Here is an 18078-nt window from a genome sequence, read left to right as displayed (position 1 = left end):
GGCGTGATCGCGCTCTGGGATATGCCCGGGTAGTAGGCACCGTGCTTTGCCGGTGGATGGTTCACGACGACTTTCGCAGAAGGGTGCCGGAGGCCCTCGGTTGGCGAGGCAGAGGCACCCTTCGGTCCGAGCGATGCGTTGATCAGGAGTGAGACCGCGGCCATCGCCACGGTACCGGCTATCGTCCGCATTTTGCGTCTCCCTTCCGCTACACCGCCCAGCAGGAACAGCCGAGCGCGCCGAAGAAGCCCTTGAGGTCGGCGATCGGCAGTTTCGACGTCCAGGCGCCGGCGTGGTCGTGACCATGGACGCCGCAATCGCTGGCGCAGCCGCAGGACGTGATCGCGGTGCGCCGGAGCGAGCGCTCGCCGGCGCCCTCGGGCTCACCCCAGGCGGCATAGCCGCCGAAGGTGCGAACCGGCGACCAGTCGGGCATTGCCGGCGGCACCGAGTTCTCGTCGTGAGAGGCGAAGTCGCCGGCCGCATAGACGATCTTGCCGCCGACCATGGTCAGTTCCGAGGTCAGGAACGAGATCTCGTCCTCGGCGCAGTTGAAAAAATCCTTGTTCGGTACGATCAGGTCGGCGAACTGCCCCTTCTCGATCCGCCCCTTCTTGCCTTCCTCGTTGGAGAACCACTGCACCTTTTCGGTCCACATCCGAAGCGCCGTTTCGCGGTCGAGGCAGTTGGCGCGCGGGTAGAGCTGCAGGCCGCCGACAGTCTTGCCGGTCACCATCCACGACAGCGAAACCCAGGGGTTGTAGGATGCGACGCGGGTCGCATCGGTGCCGGCGGAGACGTTGACGCCCTTTGCCAGCATCTTGGCCACCGGCGGCGTCGCTTCAGCGACACCATGGCCGTAGCGCTCGACGAAGTACTCGCCCTGATAGGCCATGCGGTGCTGCACGGCGATGCCGCCGCCAAGGGCGGCGATCCGGTCGATCGAGCGGTCGGAGATCGTCTCGGCATGGTCGAAGAACCAGTTGATGCCCTCAAGCGGGATATCCCGGTTGACCTTCTCGAAGACGTCGAGCGCACGGGTGATCGTCTCGTCATAGGTGGCGTGCAGTCGCCAGGGCCAGCGGTTCTCGGCAAGGATGCGCACGACTTCTTCGAGTTCGCCCTCCATCTCCGGCGGCATGTCCGGGCGCGGCTCGCGGAAGTCCTCGAAGTCGGCGGCGGAAAACACCAGCATCTCGCCGGCACCGTTGTGGCGGAAATAGTCGTTGCCCTGCTTGTATTTGACCGACGACGTCCATTTCAGGAAGTCGTCCTTCTCCTGCTTCGGCTTCTGGGTGAAGAGGTTGTAGGCAAGCCGCACCGTCATCTGGCCCTCGTCCGAGAGCTTCTGGATGACGGCATAGTCGTCCGGGTAGTTCTGGAAGCCGCCGCCGGCGTCGATGACGCTGGTGACGCCGAGCCGGTTGAGCTCGCGCATGAAATGACGGGTCGAGTTGACCTGATAGTCGAAGGGCAGCTTCGGCCCCTTGGCGAGCGTCGAATAGAGGATGCCGGCATTGGGCTTGGCCAAGAGCAGCCCCGTCGGGTTGCCGCTGGCGTCGCGAGTGATCTCGCCGCCCGGCGGGTTCGGCGTGTCCCTGGTGTAGCCGACGGCGCGTAGCGCCGCGGCGTTGAGCAGCGCCCGGTCATAGAGATGCAGCAGGAACACCGGCGTATCGGGCGCGACCGCGTTGATCTCGTCGATCGTCGGCAACCGCTTTTCGGCGAACTGGTGCTCGGTGAAGCCGCCGACGACGCGCACCCATTGCGGCGCCGGCGTGATCGCCACCTGCCGCTTCAGCATGTCCATCGCATCGGCGAGCGAGCGCACGCCGTCCCAGCGCAGCTCCATGTTGAAGTTGAGGCCGCCGCGCACGACGTGGGTATGGTTGTCGTTCAAGCCCGGCAGGACGCGCTTGCCTTTGAGGTCGATCGTCTTTGTGCCTGAGCCCGCCAGCGCCATGATCGTCCTGTCGTCACCGACAGCGAGGATCAGGCCGTCCTTAACGGCAACGGCGGTGGCCGTCGGGTTGGCGCGGTCGAGCGTCGTCACTTGGCCGTTGTGAAGGATCAGGTCGGGCGTCATCGAGGTATCTCCGGTCTGTTGGGCGCCGGCGGTGCGAGCCGACGGGAAGAGAGCGGGCAGCGCCAGCGACGAGGCAGCGCCGAGGAACGAGCGTCTTGTCGGCATCGTCAGGCCCTCTCGTCGTTGCCGGTTGCATCTTTCACCACGCCAGCCGCGGCCTGCCCGCCGGGCAGATGGCCGAACACATGCGGCATGCACTGCCGATTGAACCAGGAGAGGTTGACCGGCTCGCCCGACAGGGCGCGCTTGACCAGGGGCACGGACTGCTCCCCGATGAGAATGCCGAGCAGACCGATCAGCGCGATGACCGGCGGCGCCGGCGAGCGGACATTGAGCAGCGCATAGATGACGCCGACGAGCAGCCCGGCTCCGAGCGAGAGAAGGTACATCTTCATCGCCACAACTCCTTCACGGGAAAAAGGTGCCGCTCCGGCCGCAGCGCGGCGGCCAGAGCGTTAATCTAGAGCGCGGAGGCGTTCTGTCAGTGGCCTTCGGACGCGCCGAACATCGACTTGGCGTAGATGATGCCGAGGCCATACGAACCGCCGAACTTCTTGGCGATACCGGTGGTCATGTCGTAGGTCTCGGTGCGCGCCCAGTCACGCTGCAGCTCGAGCATGTATTGCAGCGAGGTCATCGGTCGGACGCCGGCCTGCACCATGCGGTCCATCGCCCGCTCGTGCGCCTCGTCCGAAACGTCGCCGCAGGCATCCGCGATGACATAGACCTCGAAGCCCTGGTCGAGCGCCGAAAGTGTCGGGCCGACGATGCAGACCGAGGTCCACAGCCCGCACATGACGAGGCGCTTCTTGCCGATGCGGTTGACCTCTTCGATCACGGCCGCGTCTTCCCAGGTGTTCATCGAGGTGCGGTCCAGCAGTTTCTGGCCCGGGAAGGCATCGGTGATCTCGGAGAACATCGGGCCGGAGAAGGTCTTTTCGGCAACCGTTGTGAGGATGGTCGAAACGCCGAAACCGGCCGCCGCATTGGCGACGAGTGCTGCGTTGTTGCGCAGGAGCACCGCATCGATCGACTTGGTCGCAAAAGACATCTGCGACTGGAAGTCGATCATGATCAGGGTGTGGTCCTTGGGCGAGACGAGGAGTTTGCCGGGGGTCGCTGTCGCAGACATGGTCGTGACCTCTTACTGTTGAAACTGAACTCCGATTGGAGAGGCCCAACTATGCCGCCGACCGGCGACCCGTTCTTGTCGCCAAAGGTGGATTTTTGAAAATTTCGCTCGCCTTCAGCCGGCGGGGCGCGTGTAGTTTCAGAGGGTTACGACTGCCGGCTGCGCCGCCACTGGCGCGGCGTGGCACCCGCGGCCTGCGCAAAGGCCCGGGTAAAGTGGCTCTGGTCCGAAAAGCCGCAGACGACCGCAATTTCACTTAAGGATGCGGGCGAGAACTGCAGCAGATCCTTGGCCCTTTCGATCCTTTGCTGCAGCAACCAACGATAGGGCGTGCTGCCCATGGTCTCGCGAAAGGCACGCAGAAAAGCCGCCTGCGACAGGTTGCAGGTCGCAGCCAATTCCTCGACGGTCAGCTCGCCATCCAGACGGGATTGCACCAGATCGCGGATCTTTGCCTGGCAGCGCTGCGAAAGCCTGCGTCCTCCGGCCAGGCTCTCGCCACGGCCATTGCCGTACTGCCGGACCATGTGCACGCCGATCGCCACCGAGAGCTGGTCGACAAACAGCGCGCTTCGATCCGTGTAGCCGTCCACCGACGCAAACAAAGCGCCGAGCATGCCGCCGAGAACAGGATCGGGCGAGCCGGAAACGGACCGAAGCTCGCTGACGCCGGAGGCATTTGCCGCATCTGCGATGCGCTCGAGCGCTCCGTGGCCGATTTCGAGCAAGGTGAAATCGAACGACCCTTTGAGATCGGCTTTATAATCGTCGGCAAAATTCCTGACGTAGACCGAGTTTTGGCTGAACTCTTGGATCGCCGAGTGGTGCGCTCCGAAAACCCGGCGACTATGACCGCCGACAAGCGACAGGCCGATCAGATAACCCCGCCCGTTGCCAGGTGTCCTGACCTGGCCCGGCGGTCCCGCTGTCGACCGCTTGCGGTGGAAGACCATGTCGCGGCCTTCGATCGTCCTGTCGTCATCAAGCTGATCGAGCGAGCATCCGAGACTGTCGCGCCGTCGCGCTCCGGCCGAGGCAGCGGAAACATTCGTCATCGTCTTCGCTCCTATGTGTCGAGACTGCCCGCCAAACCCTCCTGCCGAGACCACGAAAACGAAAGACGTAAGTCGCCGCGCGCAGGATAATCGTGCACGCAACTCAGTCTCGGATTCACCAAATCATCTGCAGGAGCGGCCCTATGATTGCCCCGGTCGCCGCATCATTCTTGCACGTTTTTCATCTGTTTTGAAAATTTTTCAGAGGGCGCGCCCTCTTTCCACGTTATTGCGGAGGTCGGTCCACAGCGACGATGACCGACCTGTTCCTTTTCCGGAAGCGCGCCGGCGTTTCCCCCGCCTGGCTGGTAAAAACCCGGGTCATGTGGCTCTGGTCGGCAAAGCCGCAATGGATTGCGATTTCAGCAAGGGGTGTGTCCTGAAGCAGACACTCCTTGACCCGCGCGATCCGATATTCGGACAGCCACCTGGACGGTGTGCGCCCGAAGCTCTCCTTGAAGGCCTTGTTGAAATAGCTGCGCGATAGCGCGCACTGGGCAGCGAGATCGCCGATCGAGAACGGCCTGTTGAAATGGGCGACCAGAAACTCCGTCGCCAGCCTCTCCTGCCATGGCGCCAGCGTCCCCTTCTTGTCGACGGGGAAGTGCAGGCCGCCATAGGCCTGGCTGAGATGGGCCAATGCAGCAAGATTGATCTGTTCGACGAACAGCAGATTGGCCCGGTCCGGCTCGTCGAGCGAAGGCAGCAGCGCCTGGGCAAGGCCGAACATGACAGGATCCACACGCCCCTGTACGGGAGAAAGCGACACATATTCGCCGCGCCCGGCCCTTTCGGTGAAGCTGCGCATCGAGGCAAAGGGGATGTGGAAGCGGACATTGTCGAAAGGCGATAGATGATGGCACTGCCATTGGTCGCGAAGGTCGGTGATCGCAAGCGAAGCCTTCGGGTGCCCACCCTCGTAAATGAGTTCGCCGCGCCGCCACAGGCGGTGCGCCTCGAAGTCACACATCTGGACAATGACGTTGAAGGCATCGGCGACCGGGATCAGCGGCCCGACTTCCAAATCGAAGCGATCCGAGAAGGTCCTCGTGACGGTAATGTCGCCGGCGCTGATCCGCTTGACGATTGGACGCGGTGTGCGTTCGTCTGCGCTCATTCCCTCTTGCAAGGCCATCGGTCAGGGTCTCCCGATTTCCAGCTCAGCCGCCCGCTTCAGCGGCCGGGCGGATGCTACAACGGTTGACTGTCGCAATGAAGAGGCGAATCCAGCGATGCATCGCCAAGCGTCAAAGTTCAGCATCATACCCTCACTGCAGCCAGCGCGCGCGCCAGACGGCGGGCGTCACGCCTGTCACCTCGCGAAAGGCCTCGATGAACCGGGCCTCGTCGGCATAGCCGCAACTGGTCGCGGTTTTGCCCAGCGACCATCCCTCTTCGATGAGATAGCGCTTGGCGCGACCGATCCGGTAGCGCATCAACCACTCTTGCGGCGTCTGGCCGGTCACGGATGCAAAAGCCGCGGCAAAATCCTCCTCCGAAAGGTTCGCAGACGCCGCTGCTGACGCAAACGAAAAGTCCTTGGCCCAATGGTCGATCATGAAGTCCTTGGCCGCCTTCTCCTGCCATACGGAGAGACCGGGGTCGCCGGATGCGGTGGCGCGATCCGGGTAGGAATGCAGAAGATGCGCGCAGATGGCGACGGCGATGTGCTGCAACACCGCACCCGGTTGCCCCTCGCCCTCGGCAAGAAGCGGCAACAGCGCCAAGGCGAGATTGTGCATGACGTCGTCGACCTCGCCACGACGGCACCTGAGACTGGTGGCGGCCGGAGCATGCGAAAACTCGCAGACTTCACGAAACAAGGCGCGCGGCAGATGGAAGGCGAGGGAATCGAGATCGCTGACAAGCCGGATACTGGCGCCCTCAGCGAGATCGACGAGACAGATCGACCCCTGCCGGTAGTGGCGAATGTCGCCTTCGCTTTCGCCCGGCACCAGGTCGCAATGCATGACATCCTTGAAGTAGAACATCAGGAAATAGGCGTCGTCGGCCGGCAGGGATACGATGCGGCTCAGTTCTCCGTTCAGCCGGCACTGCAGACGCGTCACCGAAAACCGGGCGTCCCGCACCGGCCGCACCATGAGAAACGGCGCCTTCGGCTCGCCGAAATACGTTCCAATGCCACTTGGCTCTGTCATCTTTCGTCCACCCCCGCCTTCTGGCGATGGAATTCACTGCACGCGCGCAATCCGCTTCGATATGCGAAAGACCCGACGCAAGGGGGCATCTCGCCATTGCCGCTCATATCCGAGAAAACATGGGGTGTGCTGCCAGTAATTTCTTGTATCCTTTGCTCACATTTGGCCGCAAACGGCGCTGTTTTGAGGTCCTGCCGCATGATCCAGCCGCTTCAAAGCGGCCGCGTCTCGGTGACGTAGCTCTCGAAGAAATCGGAGAACTTGGCAACCCTGAGCGGCAGCCGTTCATAGGGCGGATAATACAGGGTCAGCCACAGCTGCGGCGCCTCCCACCCGTTGAGGATCTGAACCAGCGCGCCCCGCGCCAGCGCGTCCTCGACGATGAAGAGCGGCAGAAGCGCGATGCCCTCGCCGTTCTCGGCAAGCCTGGCAACGAATTCGCCGTTGTTGGCGGCGAGCGACTGGCCCGCCCTCACCTTTCGCGTCCGGCCTTCGGACGAGAGTTCCCAGGTCTCTGCGACCGCCTCTCCATCATAGGCAAGGCAACCGTGGCGATCGAGATCATCCGGCGTCTGCGGGGTTCCGAACCTGGCGAGGTAGCCGGGCGAGGCAACGAGCACGCGCCGCACGGGACAGATCCGGCGCCAGATCGTGGATTTGTCGCGTGGCGGCTCCGACACCCGCACCGCAAGGTCGAAATCCTCAGTCACGATATCGATCAGCCGGTCGGTCAGGGACAGCGAAATCCGCGTGCCCGGATGCTCGGCGCGAAAGCCGGTGACAATGTCCGGCAGGATATGCTGGCCAAGCGACAGCGGCGCATTGAGGCGGATCAGCCCGGCGACATCGCCATGCTGCTCACGCAGGTCCTCCCGCGCCTCGTCGAACTGATGGATCAGGGGCTCGATGCGCGCCGCATAGACCGCACCGGCAGAGGTCAACGAGACCTGGCGTGTGGTACGCAGCAGCAACTGAACCCCGAGATCCGCTTCCAAGGCACTGACGGCGCGCGTGACGCTCGGCGCCGTCATCGAAAGCTGACGCGCCGCGGCGGTAAAGCTCCGCTGCTTCGCCACCGCCAGGAAAACCCGGATATCGCTCAAATCGCTCATGCGCTATAATTTCTGAAAATGAAATAATATTGTCAATATTATTACTATTCATTTCGGTTATGAATGCGCCGATCCTTTCATCGGGAGAAGCACATGGGTGCTGGCGGAGATCAGGCAGGCGTGAATGCTGCCACCTCGGCCCCTCGGTCTCCCAGAAGGGAGCGGCAAACATGACATTCTCATCGTCCAGCGAACAGAGAGAACCGTTCAGCCCCGACGCGCCGGTCGTATTCGCGTTCTGCGACCCCGCTCCGAACGATGCGGTCGCCCAGCTGATCGCCCATACGCTGCCGGGCTCCCAATTGGTTGTCGTCAACCAAGGCGCAGGCGATGCGGCGCACTCATCTGCGATCGGCGACGGCTTGTGCGATATCCGGGCACTCGCAGCTTCCGTGGAAGACCTGGCGCACGCGATCGGCAACAGGCGGCGGCTGTATCCGCGCCAAGCCGTCTATGGCATCGGCTACGCCACCGGCGCGACCCAACTCGCCGCACTCCTGGTCAAATATCCTGATCTGTTCGAGCGAACCGCGCTGTTGCATCCTCTCGTATCGTGGGTGCCGCCCGGCAACGCCGAACTTCAGGGCAAACGGATCCTCGTCACCGGCGGCCAGGACGATCCGGCCCGCCCATTGGCACTCACCGAGCAACTGGTCGACTATCTTGCGGGGCAGAAAGCGGATGTCCGGGCCCTCTACATCAGGGGCGGACACGAGATCGGGCAGGAAGAATTGATGGCGCTTCGGGATTTCCTTCAGGCGCCCAGAGACTGAAGCAAGGCGGGCCGCATCAGACGATGCGGCCCGCGGTCGATTTTTTACTGTGCCTTCGCTTCGATATCGACTTGCTCGAGCAGAAGCGCCGGGTTTTCAGCAGCGCCCATCAGTTCGAGCGCGCCGACGCCGGCTTCATCCTTGGCCTTGACCTTCAGCGTGAAGGTGCCAGGCTTGCTGATGAACTGGGTGAACGCCGTTGCGGCGTCCTGCAGCTTTGGCTGGGTGGCGGCAAAATGCTGCACGCCGGCGCTGGTCATCAACACGAGCAGGCCGCGAACGCTGTCCTCGGTCATGTGGTTATCTTCGGCATAGAGCTTGATGCCCTTGGCCATGATGCCCTTGTCCTCGAGCTTGAGCGTGACTTCGCGGGCGGTAAGACCGAACATCGCGATCTGCGCCGCATTCAGGTCGCCGGAGAAGAAGTCCTCCGAAGCGCCGCCCATGACGCCCGAGAAGGAGAGGCTGCCCATGTCCTTGCCATCAAGCGAAATCTGCTTGATGACGAAGTTCTCGTTGGGCTCGTCCCACGACAGTTCGACGTTGGACGAGAAGACCAGCTTGTCGAGGCCGATCTTGCGCAGCATCTTGAAGCCCTCTTCCTGCGTGTCCGCAGGGATCGGAACGCTGAGATCGCGGTAGCTGACGCGGACATCCGTCGGAATGCCGTTGCGCGGCTTCGTCAGCGCGACTTCATAGGTGTCGAGCGTGAAACGAACGCGTTCCGGAACGGACGGCACTGCCGACTGCTCTACCGGCGCCTCCGCCATCGGGTCTTCCGCCACTTCACCGGCTATCTCCGCGTCGCTCGCGGCTTCGCCATCGGTGGCTTCATCCGCCGACTGCTCTGCAGGTGCCTCGGACGTCGAGGCTTCTGCCGCATCGCCCGGGATCGCCGCGTCGCTGGCGGCTTCGCCGTCCGTCGCTTGATCCGGCACCTGCTCGGCTTCCGGCGCCTGTTCGGCGTTGGCCGACGGATCGACCTCGGTTTCGGTCGCGCTCTCGTCCTCGACGGTTTCGCTGTCCGTCACGGCTGCCGGGTCGCTGCCGGGCATGTCCACGTCGAGCCCGGCGATCTTGATCGTGCCGAACTCGGGCATCAGCGTGGTGTAGGGGAAGGTCTCGAACTCCTCCTCCTTCAGGCCTGCAAGCTTCGTCAGCGCCTCCATGGTCGGAGCCCAGGAGAAACCCTTGATGCTGGCTTCGGCAAACTTGAAGTAGTCGGTACCCTCGCCCGCGGTGACACCGTTCATCGTGCCATCAAAACTGCGGCCGTTGAGCTGGAACGTCATCTTGTCGACGGCGAGCTTCACGAGCTTGCCTTCGGTGCTTTCCTGCTCCGGCACTTCCATCTTCAGGCCGAGCAGTTCCATGTCGCCCTTTGCCAGCATGTCGACCAGCGAAAGGATGCGCTTGAAGAATGCCTGGCGTTCCGCCGGCGGCAGGGCTTCCGGGTCGCTGACCGCCTGGAGCTTCTCGAGCGTTTCGAGAAGCGGCTCGGTCGGCATGCGGACACTGAGGCCGCTGCTTTGCACTTCGTCATAGCCGAAACGCGACTTGCTGTCGGCAAAGGCAAGGTTCTTTACCGAGATCGGGCCGTAGAGCAGCTTCGGCTCCTTGTCCTCGGGACCGGCTTTCTGCGTATAGATGCGGGCCATGTAGGCCACATCGAAGCTCTCACCGGTGACGGCGCCCATGGTGCCGTCCATTTTCTCCCGCTTCGTTGCCCCTTCACCGTCAGGAAGATCCATGGAAAAGGCGAACGTGGCGCCGCTCGCCGAATAGCGCGCAACGCGGCCGCTGGCGATATCCTCGAGCCGAACATCCTTGTAGACCGTCTTCTGCTCGGCGCCTGCAACGTTCTGAACGACGGCGACTTCCGGCGCGGAGACCTGTTTTGCCGCGAAACGCTCGATACGCCTCAGCAGATCAGCCTTTTCCCCGCTTGCCATCAGGCCGGCGGCGAAAAAGTCGGGATCTTCAAGCGTTGCCGCCGGCACGGAAAGCTTTGCGGCCTTGAGGTCGAGCTCCAGGCCCTTCACGTCGAGCTTGCCGCTCAGAGAGAAGATCTTCGGGCGGCCGTCGATTGCCGCGATGCGCGCGCTGACGCCATCGGCGAAAGGAAGCGTGACGTCGCGCAGATGGATGCGGCCGAAGAAATCCGCTTCGACCGAGCCGGCCTTCCCGCCGCGCTCGGCGATGAACGTCCCGACCGCCTTTTCAAGCATGAACTTGCCGCCGGCTACGCCGGCAGCCGCGATCGCGATCACCGCGACTGCAGCCCAGAGCGCCTTGCGGCGGCCACTGCCGGTCTTCGTATCTGTCTCAGCCACGATGTCTGTCCTTTCACCACGCGAAAAATAGAAAGCTCTTGAGTCGTTGCGGTGTGACTAACCATTGGCGCTTTCTTCCGCAAGTTTGGCGGGAGTGCAGTGCAACAATTTTCTTGTATCGGCTGCAATCGGCAAACGGTCGCACGTCATCAAAAATGCATGGAGGGCTGCAAGCATGCACCTGCGGAGCCGCGTCCATTAGCCATAGGATTGCCTTATCGTCACAATCAGGAAATCCAACTTAAATTAATGGAACCACTTTGATAGAGTCCGCGGCACAATGAGGGAGACGCAGCCAGTGGCGACACCGCTTCGCGGAACGACAACCACCGACGGCACAAGAGATGCCGGGCCTCGCGCTCGGCTGGCTGCCGGCGCGCGCCTGGCGCTTTTCCTCTGACCCATCCAAAAATCACGTCATCTTGAAGGGAGACAAAAATGGACGCGAAAGCCGAAAAGACGGGCAAATGTCCCGTCATGCACGGAGCCCAGACGAGCGCTCAATCGCCCGGCACCTCGAACCGCGACTGGTGGCCGAACCAGCTCAACCTGAAGATCCTGCACCAGAACTCCTCGCTGTCCGATCCGATGGGCGAAGCCTTTGACTACACCGAGGCGTTCAATAAGCTCGACCTTACGGCGCTGAAGAGCGACCTCACTGCGCTGATGACCGATTCGCAGGATTGGTGGCCGGCCGACTTCGGCCATTACGGCCCGCTCTTCATCCGCATGGCCTGGCACAGCGCCGGGACCTACCGCACCGGCGACGGCCGCGGCGGTGCCGGCGCCGGACAGCAGCGCTTTGCGCCGCTCAACAGCTGGCCGGACAATGTCAATCTCGACAAGGCGCGCCGGCTTCTCTGGCCGATCAAGCAGAAATACGGCAACAGCATCTCCTGGGCCGACCTGATGATCCTCACCGGTAACGTCGCGCTCGAATCGATGGGCTTCAAGACCTTTGGCTTTGCCGGTGGCCGCCCCGACGTGTGGGAGCCGGAAGAAGACATCTACTGGGGCACGGAAAAGACCTGGCTCGACGATAAGCGCTACTCGGGCGACCGGGATCTCGAAAACCCGCTCGCCGCCGTGCAGATGGGCCTGATCTACGTCAACCCGGAAGGCCCGAACGGCACGCCGGATCCGCTGGCGGCTGCGCGTGACATCCGCGAGACCTTCGCGCGCATGGCGATGAACGACGAGGAAACCGTGGCGCTGATCGCCGGCGGTCACACCTTCGGCAAGACCCACGGCGCCGGCGATGCCGCCAATGTCGGCCGCGAGCCGGAAGCGGCCGGCATCGAGGAACAGGGTCTTGGCTGGGCGAGCACCTACGGCAGCGGCCGTGGCGGCGACACCATCAGCAGCGGCCTCGAAGTCACCTGGACGACGACGCCAACCAAGTGGAGCAACAACTTCTTCTGGAACCTCTTCGGCTACGAATGGGAACTGACGAAGAGCCCGGCGGGTGCACACCAGTGGACCCCGAAGCATGGCATGGGTGCGGGCACCGTGCCTGATGCCCATGACAAGTCCAAGCGCCACGCGCCGTCCATGCTGACGACCGACCTCGCGCTGCGCGTCGATCCGGCCTACGAGAAGATCGCACGGCACTTCTACGAGAACCCGGATGCATTCGCCGACGCGTTTGCCCGCGCCTGGTACAAGCTGACCCACCGCGACATGGGTCCGCGCGCCCGCTACCTCGGCCCGGAAGTCCCCTCCGAAGAGCTGATCTGGCAGGATCCGGTTCCGGCCGTCGACCATCCGCTCGTCGACGCCAGGGATGTCGCCGACCTCAAGGCGAAGATCCTTGCCTCGGGCCTTTCCGTCTCGCAGCTCATCTCCACCGCCTGGGCATCCGCGTCCACCTTCCGCGGCTCGGACAAGCGCGGCGGCGCCAACGGCGCACGCATCCGCCTTGCCCCTCAGAAGGATTGGGATGTCAACCAGCCGGCGGAACTCGGCAAGGTCCTGGAAACGCTCGAAGGCATCCAGCAGGCCTTCAACGGCACCCAATCCGGCGGCAAGAAGGTATCGCTTGCCGATCTGATCGTGCTCGGCGGCGCCGCTGCCGTCGAAAAGGCCGCCAAGGCGGCTGGCCACGAGGTCGAAGTTCCGTTCGCCCCCGGGCGTACCGACGCCACGCAGGAACAGACGGATGTCGAGGCCTTTGCCGTTCTCGAGCCGATCGCCGACGGCTTCCGCAACTACCAGCAGACCCAGTACGCGGTATCGCCGGAAGAGTTGCTGATCGACAGGGCGCAGCTCCTGACGCTGACCGCACCGGAAATGACCGTGCTCGTCGGGGGCCTGCGCGTTCTCGGCGCGAACCACGGCCAGACCACCCACGGCGTCTTCACCGATCGCCGGGAAACGCTGAGCAACGACTTCTTCGTCAACCTGCTCGACATGGCCACGGCCTGGACGGCGACGACGGACGCCAAGGATGTGTTCGAAGGGCGCGACCGAAAGACCGGCGACGTCAAGCGGACTGCCACCCGCATCGACCTCGTCTTCGGTTCGAACTCGCAGCTGCGCGCCATCGCCGAAGTCTACGGACAGGCGGATGCCAAGGCAAAGTTCGTACGCGACTTTGTCGCCGCCTGGAACAAGGTGATGAACGCCGACCGTTTCGACCTCGTCTGACGGCTCGATCCGGCAACAGTACAAGCTCGGGTCCCGGCATCGCGCCGGGGCCCGTCTGCCCGATGGTTCCGCGAAACCGTCACCGGAGGTTGCAGAACCGACGCGGCAATTGTGACGATGCGGGCACACGTAAAACGTTCGCCTTCACGCAACGCCCTCAACCGAACCCCGACAGAATCGGGCCGTCGCCCTTCCCTCGCCTTGCACCGGAGGGTGCCCAGCAAATCATTGCTTTTGTGACAAGTTCTCTCTGATCCCGCCTCTCGCGGGTATTTGCGTTATCTTTGCAAGCCCTCGCTTAAATCAATCAATGGTTGCGTGACTTGGGGCGGATAACATGTTCTGATTTCAATGCACTGCCCAGGCGACTGAAGTCATCGCCAGCTGTTTCGTTCAGGGGAAACGTTGCATGCGTCGTTCGAGAATTCTTGCCCTTTCACTTTCATCCGCATTGCTTGTCGCCGTCGGGTTATCCGCGCAAACGGCATTCGCGCAACAGGCGCCGGCCGTGGTCGTGGCGCCGGCCACCATCATGGACCTGCGCGAAAGCGTGGATCTGACCGGTAAGGTGACCGCGATCCAGAAGGTCGATATCCGGGCTCGCGTCTCGGGGTTCCTCGAAGCGGTCAACTTCACCGAAGGGCAGAAAGTCACGGCCGGGACGGAACTCTACCAGGTCGAAGACGGCGCCTACCGCGCCGCCGTGCAGGAAATCCAGGGGCAGATCGAAGCAGCCGAAGCCGCCAAGCAACTCGCCGTCCTCGAGCGCGACCGCGCCGATCAGCTTTTGACCACCAAGACCATTTCCCAGGCGAAGGTGGACGAGGCCAACGCCGAGGTCCAGAAGGCGGACGGTGACCTCACGCGCCTCAAGGGCAGCAAGGACAACGCCGACCTCAATCTCTCCTACACCAAGATCACGGCACCCTTCGACGGCATCGTCGGTCTGACGGCTGCCGATGTCGGCGCGCTCGTCGGTCCCGACAGCGGCCCGCTGGTGACGCTGACCCGGCTCGACCCGATCTATGTCCAGTTCCCCGTCGCCACCGCGCTCTACCTCACCTACCGCGAGCGCGTTCTGAAAGGCGAGATCAGCGGCGGCGCCAATGTCGGGCTCAGCCTGCCGAACGGAACGGAATACAAGCAGAAGGGTACGATCAACTTCATCGCCAGCAACGTCTCACAAGGGACAGACACGGTGATCGTGCGCGCCGAGTTCCCCAATCCGGACAGCATCCTGCTCGACGGCGCACTGGTGCGCGTGATCCTCGAGCAGTCGGACAAGCAGGATGTGCTCGCCGTGCCGCAGCAGGCAATCCAGCGCGACCAACAGGGCGCCTTCGTTCTGGTGGTTGACGCCAGCTCCAAGGTGGAGCTTCGCCGTGTCGACGTGACGCGCAACACCCGCGGCCAGGCGGTCATAAGCAAGGGCCTCAAGGAAGGCGAGAACGTGATTACCGAGGGCGCCGGCAAGGTGCGGCCCGGCATCACCGTCGATGCCGCCACGGCAGCAGGTGGCTAACCGATGATTTCAGAGATCTTTATCGATCGCCCGCGGTTCGCCACGGTCATCTCCATCGTGCTGACGCTGGCGGGTCTGCTTGCGCTCACCCGTCTGCCCGTCGCCCAGTTTCCCGACATCGTGCCACCGCAGGTGAGCGTCACCGCCAGCTATCCCGGCGCCGGCGCCGACGTGGTCGAAACCACTGTCGCCCAGCCGATCGAGAGCAAGGTCGTCGGCGTCGATGACATGCTCTACATGAAATCGACCAGCGGCGCCGACGGTTCCTACACGCTGACCGTCACCTTTGCGGTCGGCACCGACCCCGACATTGCAACCGTCAACGTGCAGAACCGCGTATCGCTTGCCGAAGCCGGATTGCCGTCCGAGGTCAAGCAGAGCGGCGTCAGCGTGCGCAAGAAGTCGTCTGCGCTGATGCAGGTGATCACCATCTATGGTGCTGACGAGAAACAGAATTTCGACAACCTGTTTCTGTCGAACTACGCGACCATCAACGTGCTCGACACGGTCAAGCGCGTGCCCGGCGTCGGCGACGCCCAGCTTTTCGGCGCCCAGGACTATGCGATGCGCGTCGTGCTAGACATCGACCGGATGACGAGCCTCGACCTGACGCCGACCGACGTGATCAACGCGCTGAAGGCCCAGAACGTCCAGGCCGCCATCGGCCGCATCGGCGCCCAGCCGATGACCGACGACCCGCTGTTCCAGCTGAACCTGCAGACGCAGGGCCGTCTTACCGATCCCAAGCAGTTCGAGGATGTGGTGCTGCGCGCAAGGCCGGACGGCTCCTATGTGCGCATCCGCGACGTCGCGCGGGTCGACCTCGGCGCATCCAGCTCGGACTCCAGCGCCCGCTTCAACGGCAAGCCGGTCGCCATGATCGGCACCTACCAGGCGCCGGGCGCCAATGCGCTGGCCGCCGCCGAAGGCGTGCAACAGGCGATGGAGAGGCTGTCGAAATCCTTCCCGCCGGGGGTCACCTACGCGATCTCCTACGACACCTCGCAATTCGTCGAGGCCAGCGTCGACAACGTCGAGGAAACGTTGCTGGAGGCCTTCGTCCTCGTCATTCTCGTCGTCTTCCTGTTCCTCGGAAACTGGCGGGCGACGCTGATCCCGCTCGTTGCCGTTCCGGTCGCGCTCATTGGCACCTTTGCCGTCCTGCTTGCCATGGGCTTCTCGCTCAATACCGTGTCGCTGCTCGCCATGGTGCTGGCGATCGGCATCGTCGTCGACGATGCGATCGTGGTCGTCGAGAACGTCGAGCGGGTGATGGAGGAGAATCCGGGCCTGTCGGCGGCGGAAGCCGCCCGGCGCGCCATGGGCGAAATCACCGGCGCCATCGTCGCCATTACGCTGGTGCTGCTTTCGGTCTTCGTACCGGTCGCCTTCATCCCGGGCCTGAGCGGCCAGCTCTTCCAGCAGTTCGCCGTCGCCGTCTCGGTGTCGATGGTGATCTCGGCAATCAACGCGCTGACGCTGAGCCCCGCACTCTGCGGCGTGCTTCTGAAGCCGCATCACGGGCCCAAGCGCGGCATCCTCGGCTATATCTCGCGCACGATCGACAAGGGGCGCGACGGATATGCTTTCGTCGCCGGCCACATCGCTCGACGCGCGATCATCGGCCTTGTTCTCCTCGCCGCCGCCTTCGTCGCCACCGGCCTGCTCTTCAAGGTCGTTCCGACCGGATTCCTGCCGGCGGAAGACCAGGGTGCGTTCTTCACCGAAATCCGCCTGCCGGAAGGTGCGTCCTACAACCGGACCGATGAGGTGGTGAAACAGGTCGAGACGATGCTTGGCGGCATCGAAGGCGTTGCCAACGTCATCACCGTCACCGGCTATTCCTTCCTTGACGGCCTTTCCAAGTCGAACTCGGCCTTCGCGATCGTCACGATGAAGCCTTTCGCAGAACGTCTGAGCCCGTCTGCAGGCGTCGAAGCGGCGATCCGCACGACCATGGGCAAGGCCCAGGCGATCCGCGGCGCGCAGATCTTCGCCTTCAACCTGCCGCCGATCATGGGTCTCGGTACAGGCTCGGGCTTCGAGTACCAGTTGCTCGACCTGCAGGGCCGCTCGGTCGCAGACCTTGCAGCCACGGCTGGCGGACTGATCATCGCCGCCAACCAGAACCCGGCGCTGGGGCCGACCTTCACCACCTACTCGGCAAGCTCGCCGCAACTCTACCTCGACATCGATCGCGACCGGCTGCAGTCGCTCGGCGTCTCGGTGAGCGACCTCTTCACCACGCTGCAGGGCACGCTCGGTAGTTACTACGTCAACGACTTCAACCTGTTCGGCCGCACCTGGAAGGTGACGCTGCAGGCGGCACAGGCCGACCGCGACGCGGTGGACGACATCCAGCGCCTGCACGTACGCAACGTCAACGGCGACATGGTGCCGGTCGCCTCGGTCGCCAAGGTCGATTACATCGTCGGCCCGCAGTCGATCGTGCGCTACAACAACTATCGCTCGATCACGCTGAACGGCCAACCTTCTGCCGGGCATTCGTCCGGCGAGGCGCTCGCGGCGATGGAGGCACTGTCGGCCTCGACGCTCCCGCCCGGCTACAGCTACGAATGGACCGGAACGGCATTGCAGGAACTTGAGGCCGCCGGCAAGACGACGGCGATCCTGGCGATGGCCGTGCTCTTTGCCTATCTCTTCCTGGTGGCACTCTATGAAAGCTGGACGATCCCCGTACCGGTGCTCTTGTCGGTCGCCTTCGGCGTCTCGGGCGCACTGCTGTCGGTGCTCGTCGCCGGCCTCTCCTTCGACATCTACGCCCAGATCGGCCTCGTCGTGCTGATCGCGCTCGCCTCCAAGAACGCGATCCTGATCGTCGAGTTCGCCAAGGCGCACCGTGAAGCCGGGGCAAGCATCATCGACGCGGCGATCGAAGGCGCGCGCGCCCGCTTCCGCGCGGTGATGATGACGAGCTTCGCCTTCATCCTCGGCCTGGTACCACTGGTGATTGCCAAGGGTGCGGGAGAACTCAGCCGGCGTGCGGTCGGCACCGGCGTCGCCGGCGGCATGCTCGCCGCCGCGGTCGTCGGCATCTTCGTCATCCCGGCGCTCTACGTCGCCTTCCAGTGGCTGCGCGAGCGCGGCCACAAGCTCGTGGGCATTTCCAGGCATCCGGCGGTCGAAGGTGAAGCGGCGGAAGGCAAGGCCGAGACGCCGGCCGGTCACTAAGGCCGGCCTGGCTCAAAGGCTGGGGGACGGGCCTCGCCGGTCCCGCGAGCTTCATCGAGACAGTGCCG

General features: G+C 63.5%; 12 protein-coding genes. 4 read left to right on the top strand and 8 right to left on the bottom strand.

Translation table 11 applies throughout. The annotated features are described in order from the left end of the window. Nucleotides 1-208: 208 nt before the first annotated feature. From M2267_RS24735 to M2267_RS24705, 7 genes are all read right to left on the bottom strand, one after another. Nucleotides 209-2191: an amidohydrolase gene (locus M2267_RS24735; RefSeq protein ID WP_429118069.1), complete on the bottom strand. Its 1983-nt coding sequence runs from the start codon at nucleotides 2189-2191 to the stop codon at nucleotides 209-211. Between the two features lie 2 nt (nucleotides 2192-2193). Then, complete coding sequence (locus tag M2267_RS24730; protein WP_429118066.1) at nucleotides 2194-2481, bottom strand: XapX domain-containing protein; 288 nt, start codon at nucleotides 2479-2481, stop codon at nucleotides 2194-2196. Between the two features lie 86 nt (nucleotides 2482-2567). Beyond that, nucleotides 2568-3218: a hydrolase gene (locus M2267_RS24725; protein ID WP_043623178.1), complete on the bottom strand. Its 651-nt coding sequence runs from the start codon at nucleotides 3216-3218 to the stop codon at nucleotides 2568-2570. 146 nt (nucleotides 3219-3364) lie between these two features. Beyond that, complete coding sequence (locus M2267_RS24720; RefSeq protein WP_429118063.1) at nucleotides 3365-4273, bottom strand: helix-turn-helix domain-containing protein; 909 nt, start codon at nucleotides 4271-4273, stop codon at nucleotides 3365-3367. A gap of 226 nt (nucleotides 4274-4499) precedes the next feature. Further along, complete coding sequence (locus M2267_RS24715; RefSeq protein WP_429118061.1) at nucleotides 4500-5408, bottom strand: helix-turn-helix domain-containing protein; 909 nt, start codon at nucleotides 5406-5408, stop codon at nucleotides 4500-4502. A gap of 133 nt (nucleotides 5409-5541) precedes the next feature. After that, nucleotides 5542-6432 carry a helix-turn-helix transcriptional regulator gene (locus tag M2267_RS24710; protein WP_429118058.1) on the bottom strand — a complete coding sequence of 297 codons (891 nt, stop codon included), beginning with the start codon at nucleotides 6430-6432 and terminating at the stop codon, nucleotides 5542-5544. A 212-nt stretch (nucleotides 6433-6644) separates the two neighbouring features. Then, entirely contained in the window at nucleotides 6645-7544 is a 900-nt protein-coding gene (locus M2267_RS24705) for a LysR family transcriptional regulator (RefSeq protein WP_429118055.1), read from the bottom strand. 170 nt (nucleotides 7545-7714) lie between these two features. On the opposite strand from M2267_RS24705, the gene M2267_RS24700 reads away from it, so the two are divergent. After that, nucleotides 7715-8317, top strand: a complete 603-nt coding sequence (locus M2267_RS24700) for an alpha/beta hydrolase (RefSeq protein ID WP_429118053.1) — start codon at nucleotides 7715-7717, stop codon at nucleotides 8315-8317. Nucleotides 8318-8361: 44 nt separating this feature from the next. Here the strand turns inward: M2267_RS24700 and M2267_RS24695 are convergent, their stop codons facing one another. Further along, nucleotides 8362-10650: a hypothetical protein gene (locus tag M2267_RS24695; protein WP_429118050.1), complete on the bottom strand. Its 2289-nt coding sequence runs from the start codon at nucleotides 10648-10650 to the stop codon at nucleotides 8362-8364. Nucleotides 10651-11088: 438 nt separating this feature from the next. Between M2267_RS24695 and katG the strand changes: the two genes are divergently transcribed. The 3 genes from katG to M2267_RS24680 all read left to right on the top strand — a co-directional run bounded on the left by katG (nucleotide 11089) and on the right by M2267_RS24680 (nucleotide 18010). Then, the gene (katG, locus tag M2267_RS24690; protein ID WP_429118047.1) at nucleotides 11089-13296 is read left to right on the top strand and encodes a catalase/peroxidase HPI; all 2208 of its coding nucleotides are present in this window, start codon (nucleotides 11089-11091) and stop codon (nucleotides 13294-13296) included. A 409-nt stretch (nucleotides 13297-13705) separates the two neighbouring features. After that, nucleotides 13706-14818: an efflux RND transporter periplasmic adaptor subunit gene (locus M2267_RS24685; protein ID WP_429118044.1), complete on the top strand. Its 1113-nt coding sequence runs from the start codon at nucleotides 13706-13708 to the stop codon at nucleotides 14816-14818. A 3-nt stretch (nucleotides 14819-14821) separates the two neighbouring features. After that, entirely contained in the window at nucleotides 14822-18010 is a 3189-nt protein-coding gene (locus tag M2267_RS24680) for an efflux RND transporter permease subunit (protein WP_043610987.1), read from the top strand. Nucleotides 18011-18078 lie beyond the last annotated feature (68 nt).

The sequence above is a fragment of the Ensifer sp. KUDG1 genome (genome assembly GCF_050434285.1).
Classification (GTDB): Bacteria; Pseudomonadota; Alphaproteobacteria; order Rhizobiales; family Rhizobiaceae; genus Ensifer.
Note: the sequence above shows the minus strand (reverse complement) of the source record. Positions and strands in the feature narration are given on the sequence as shown.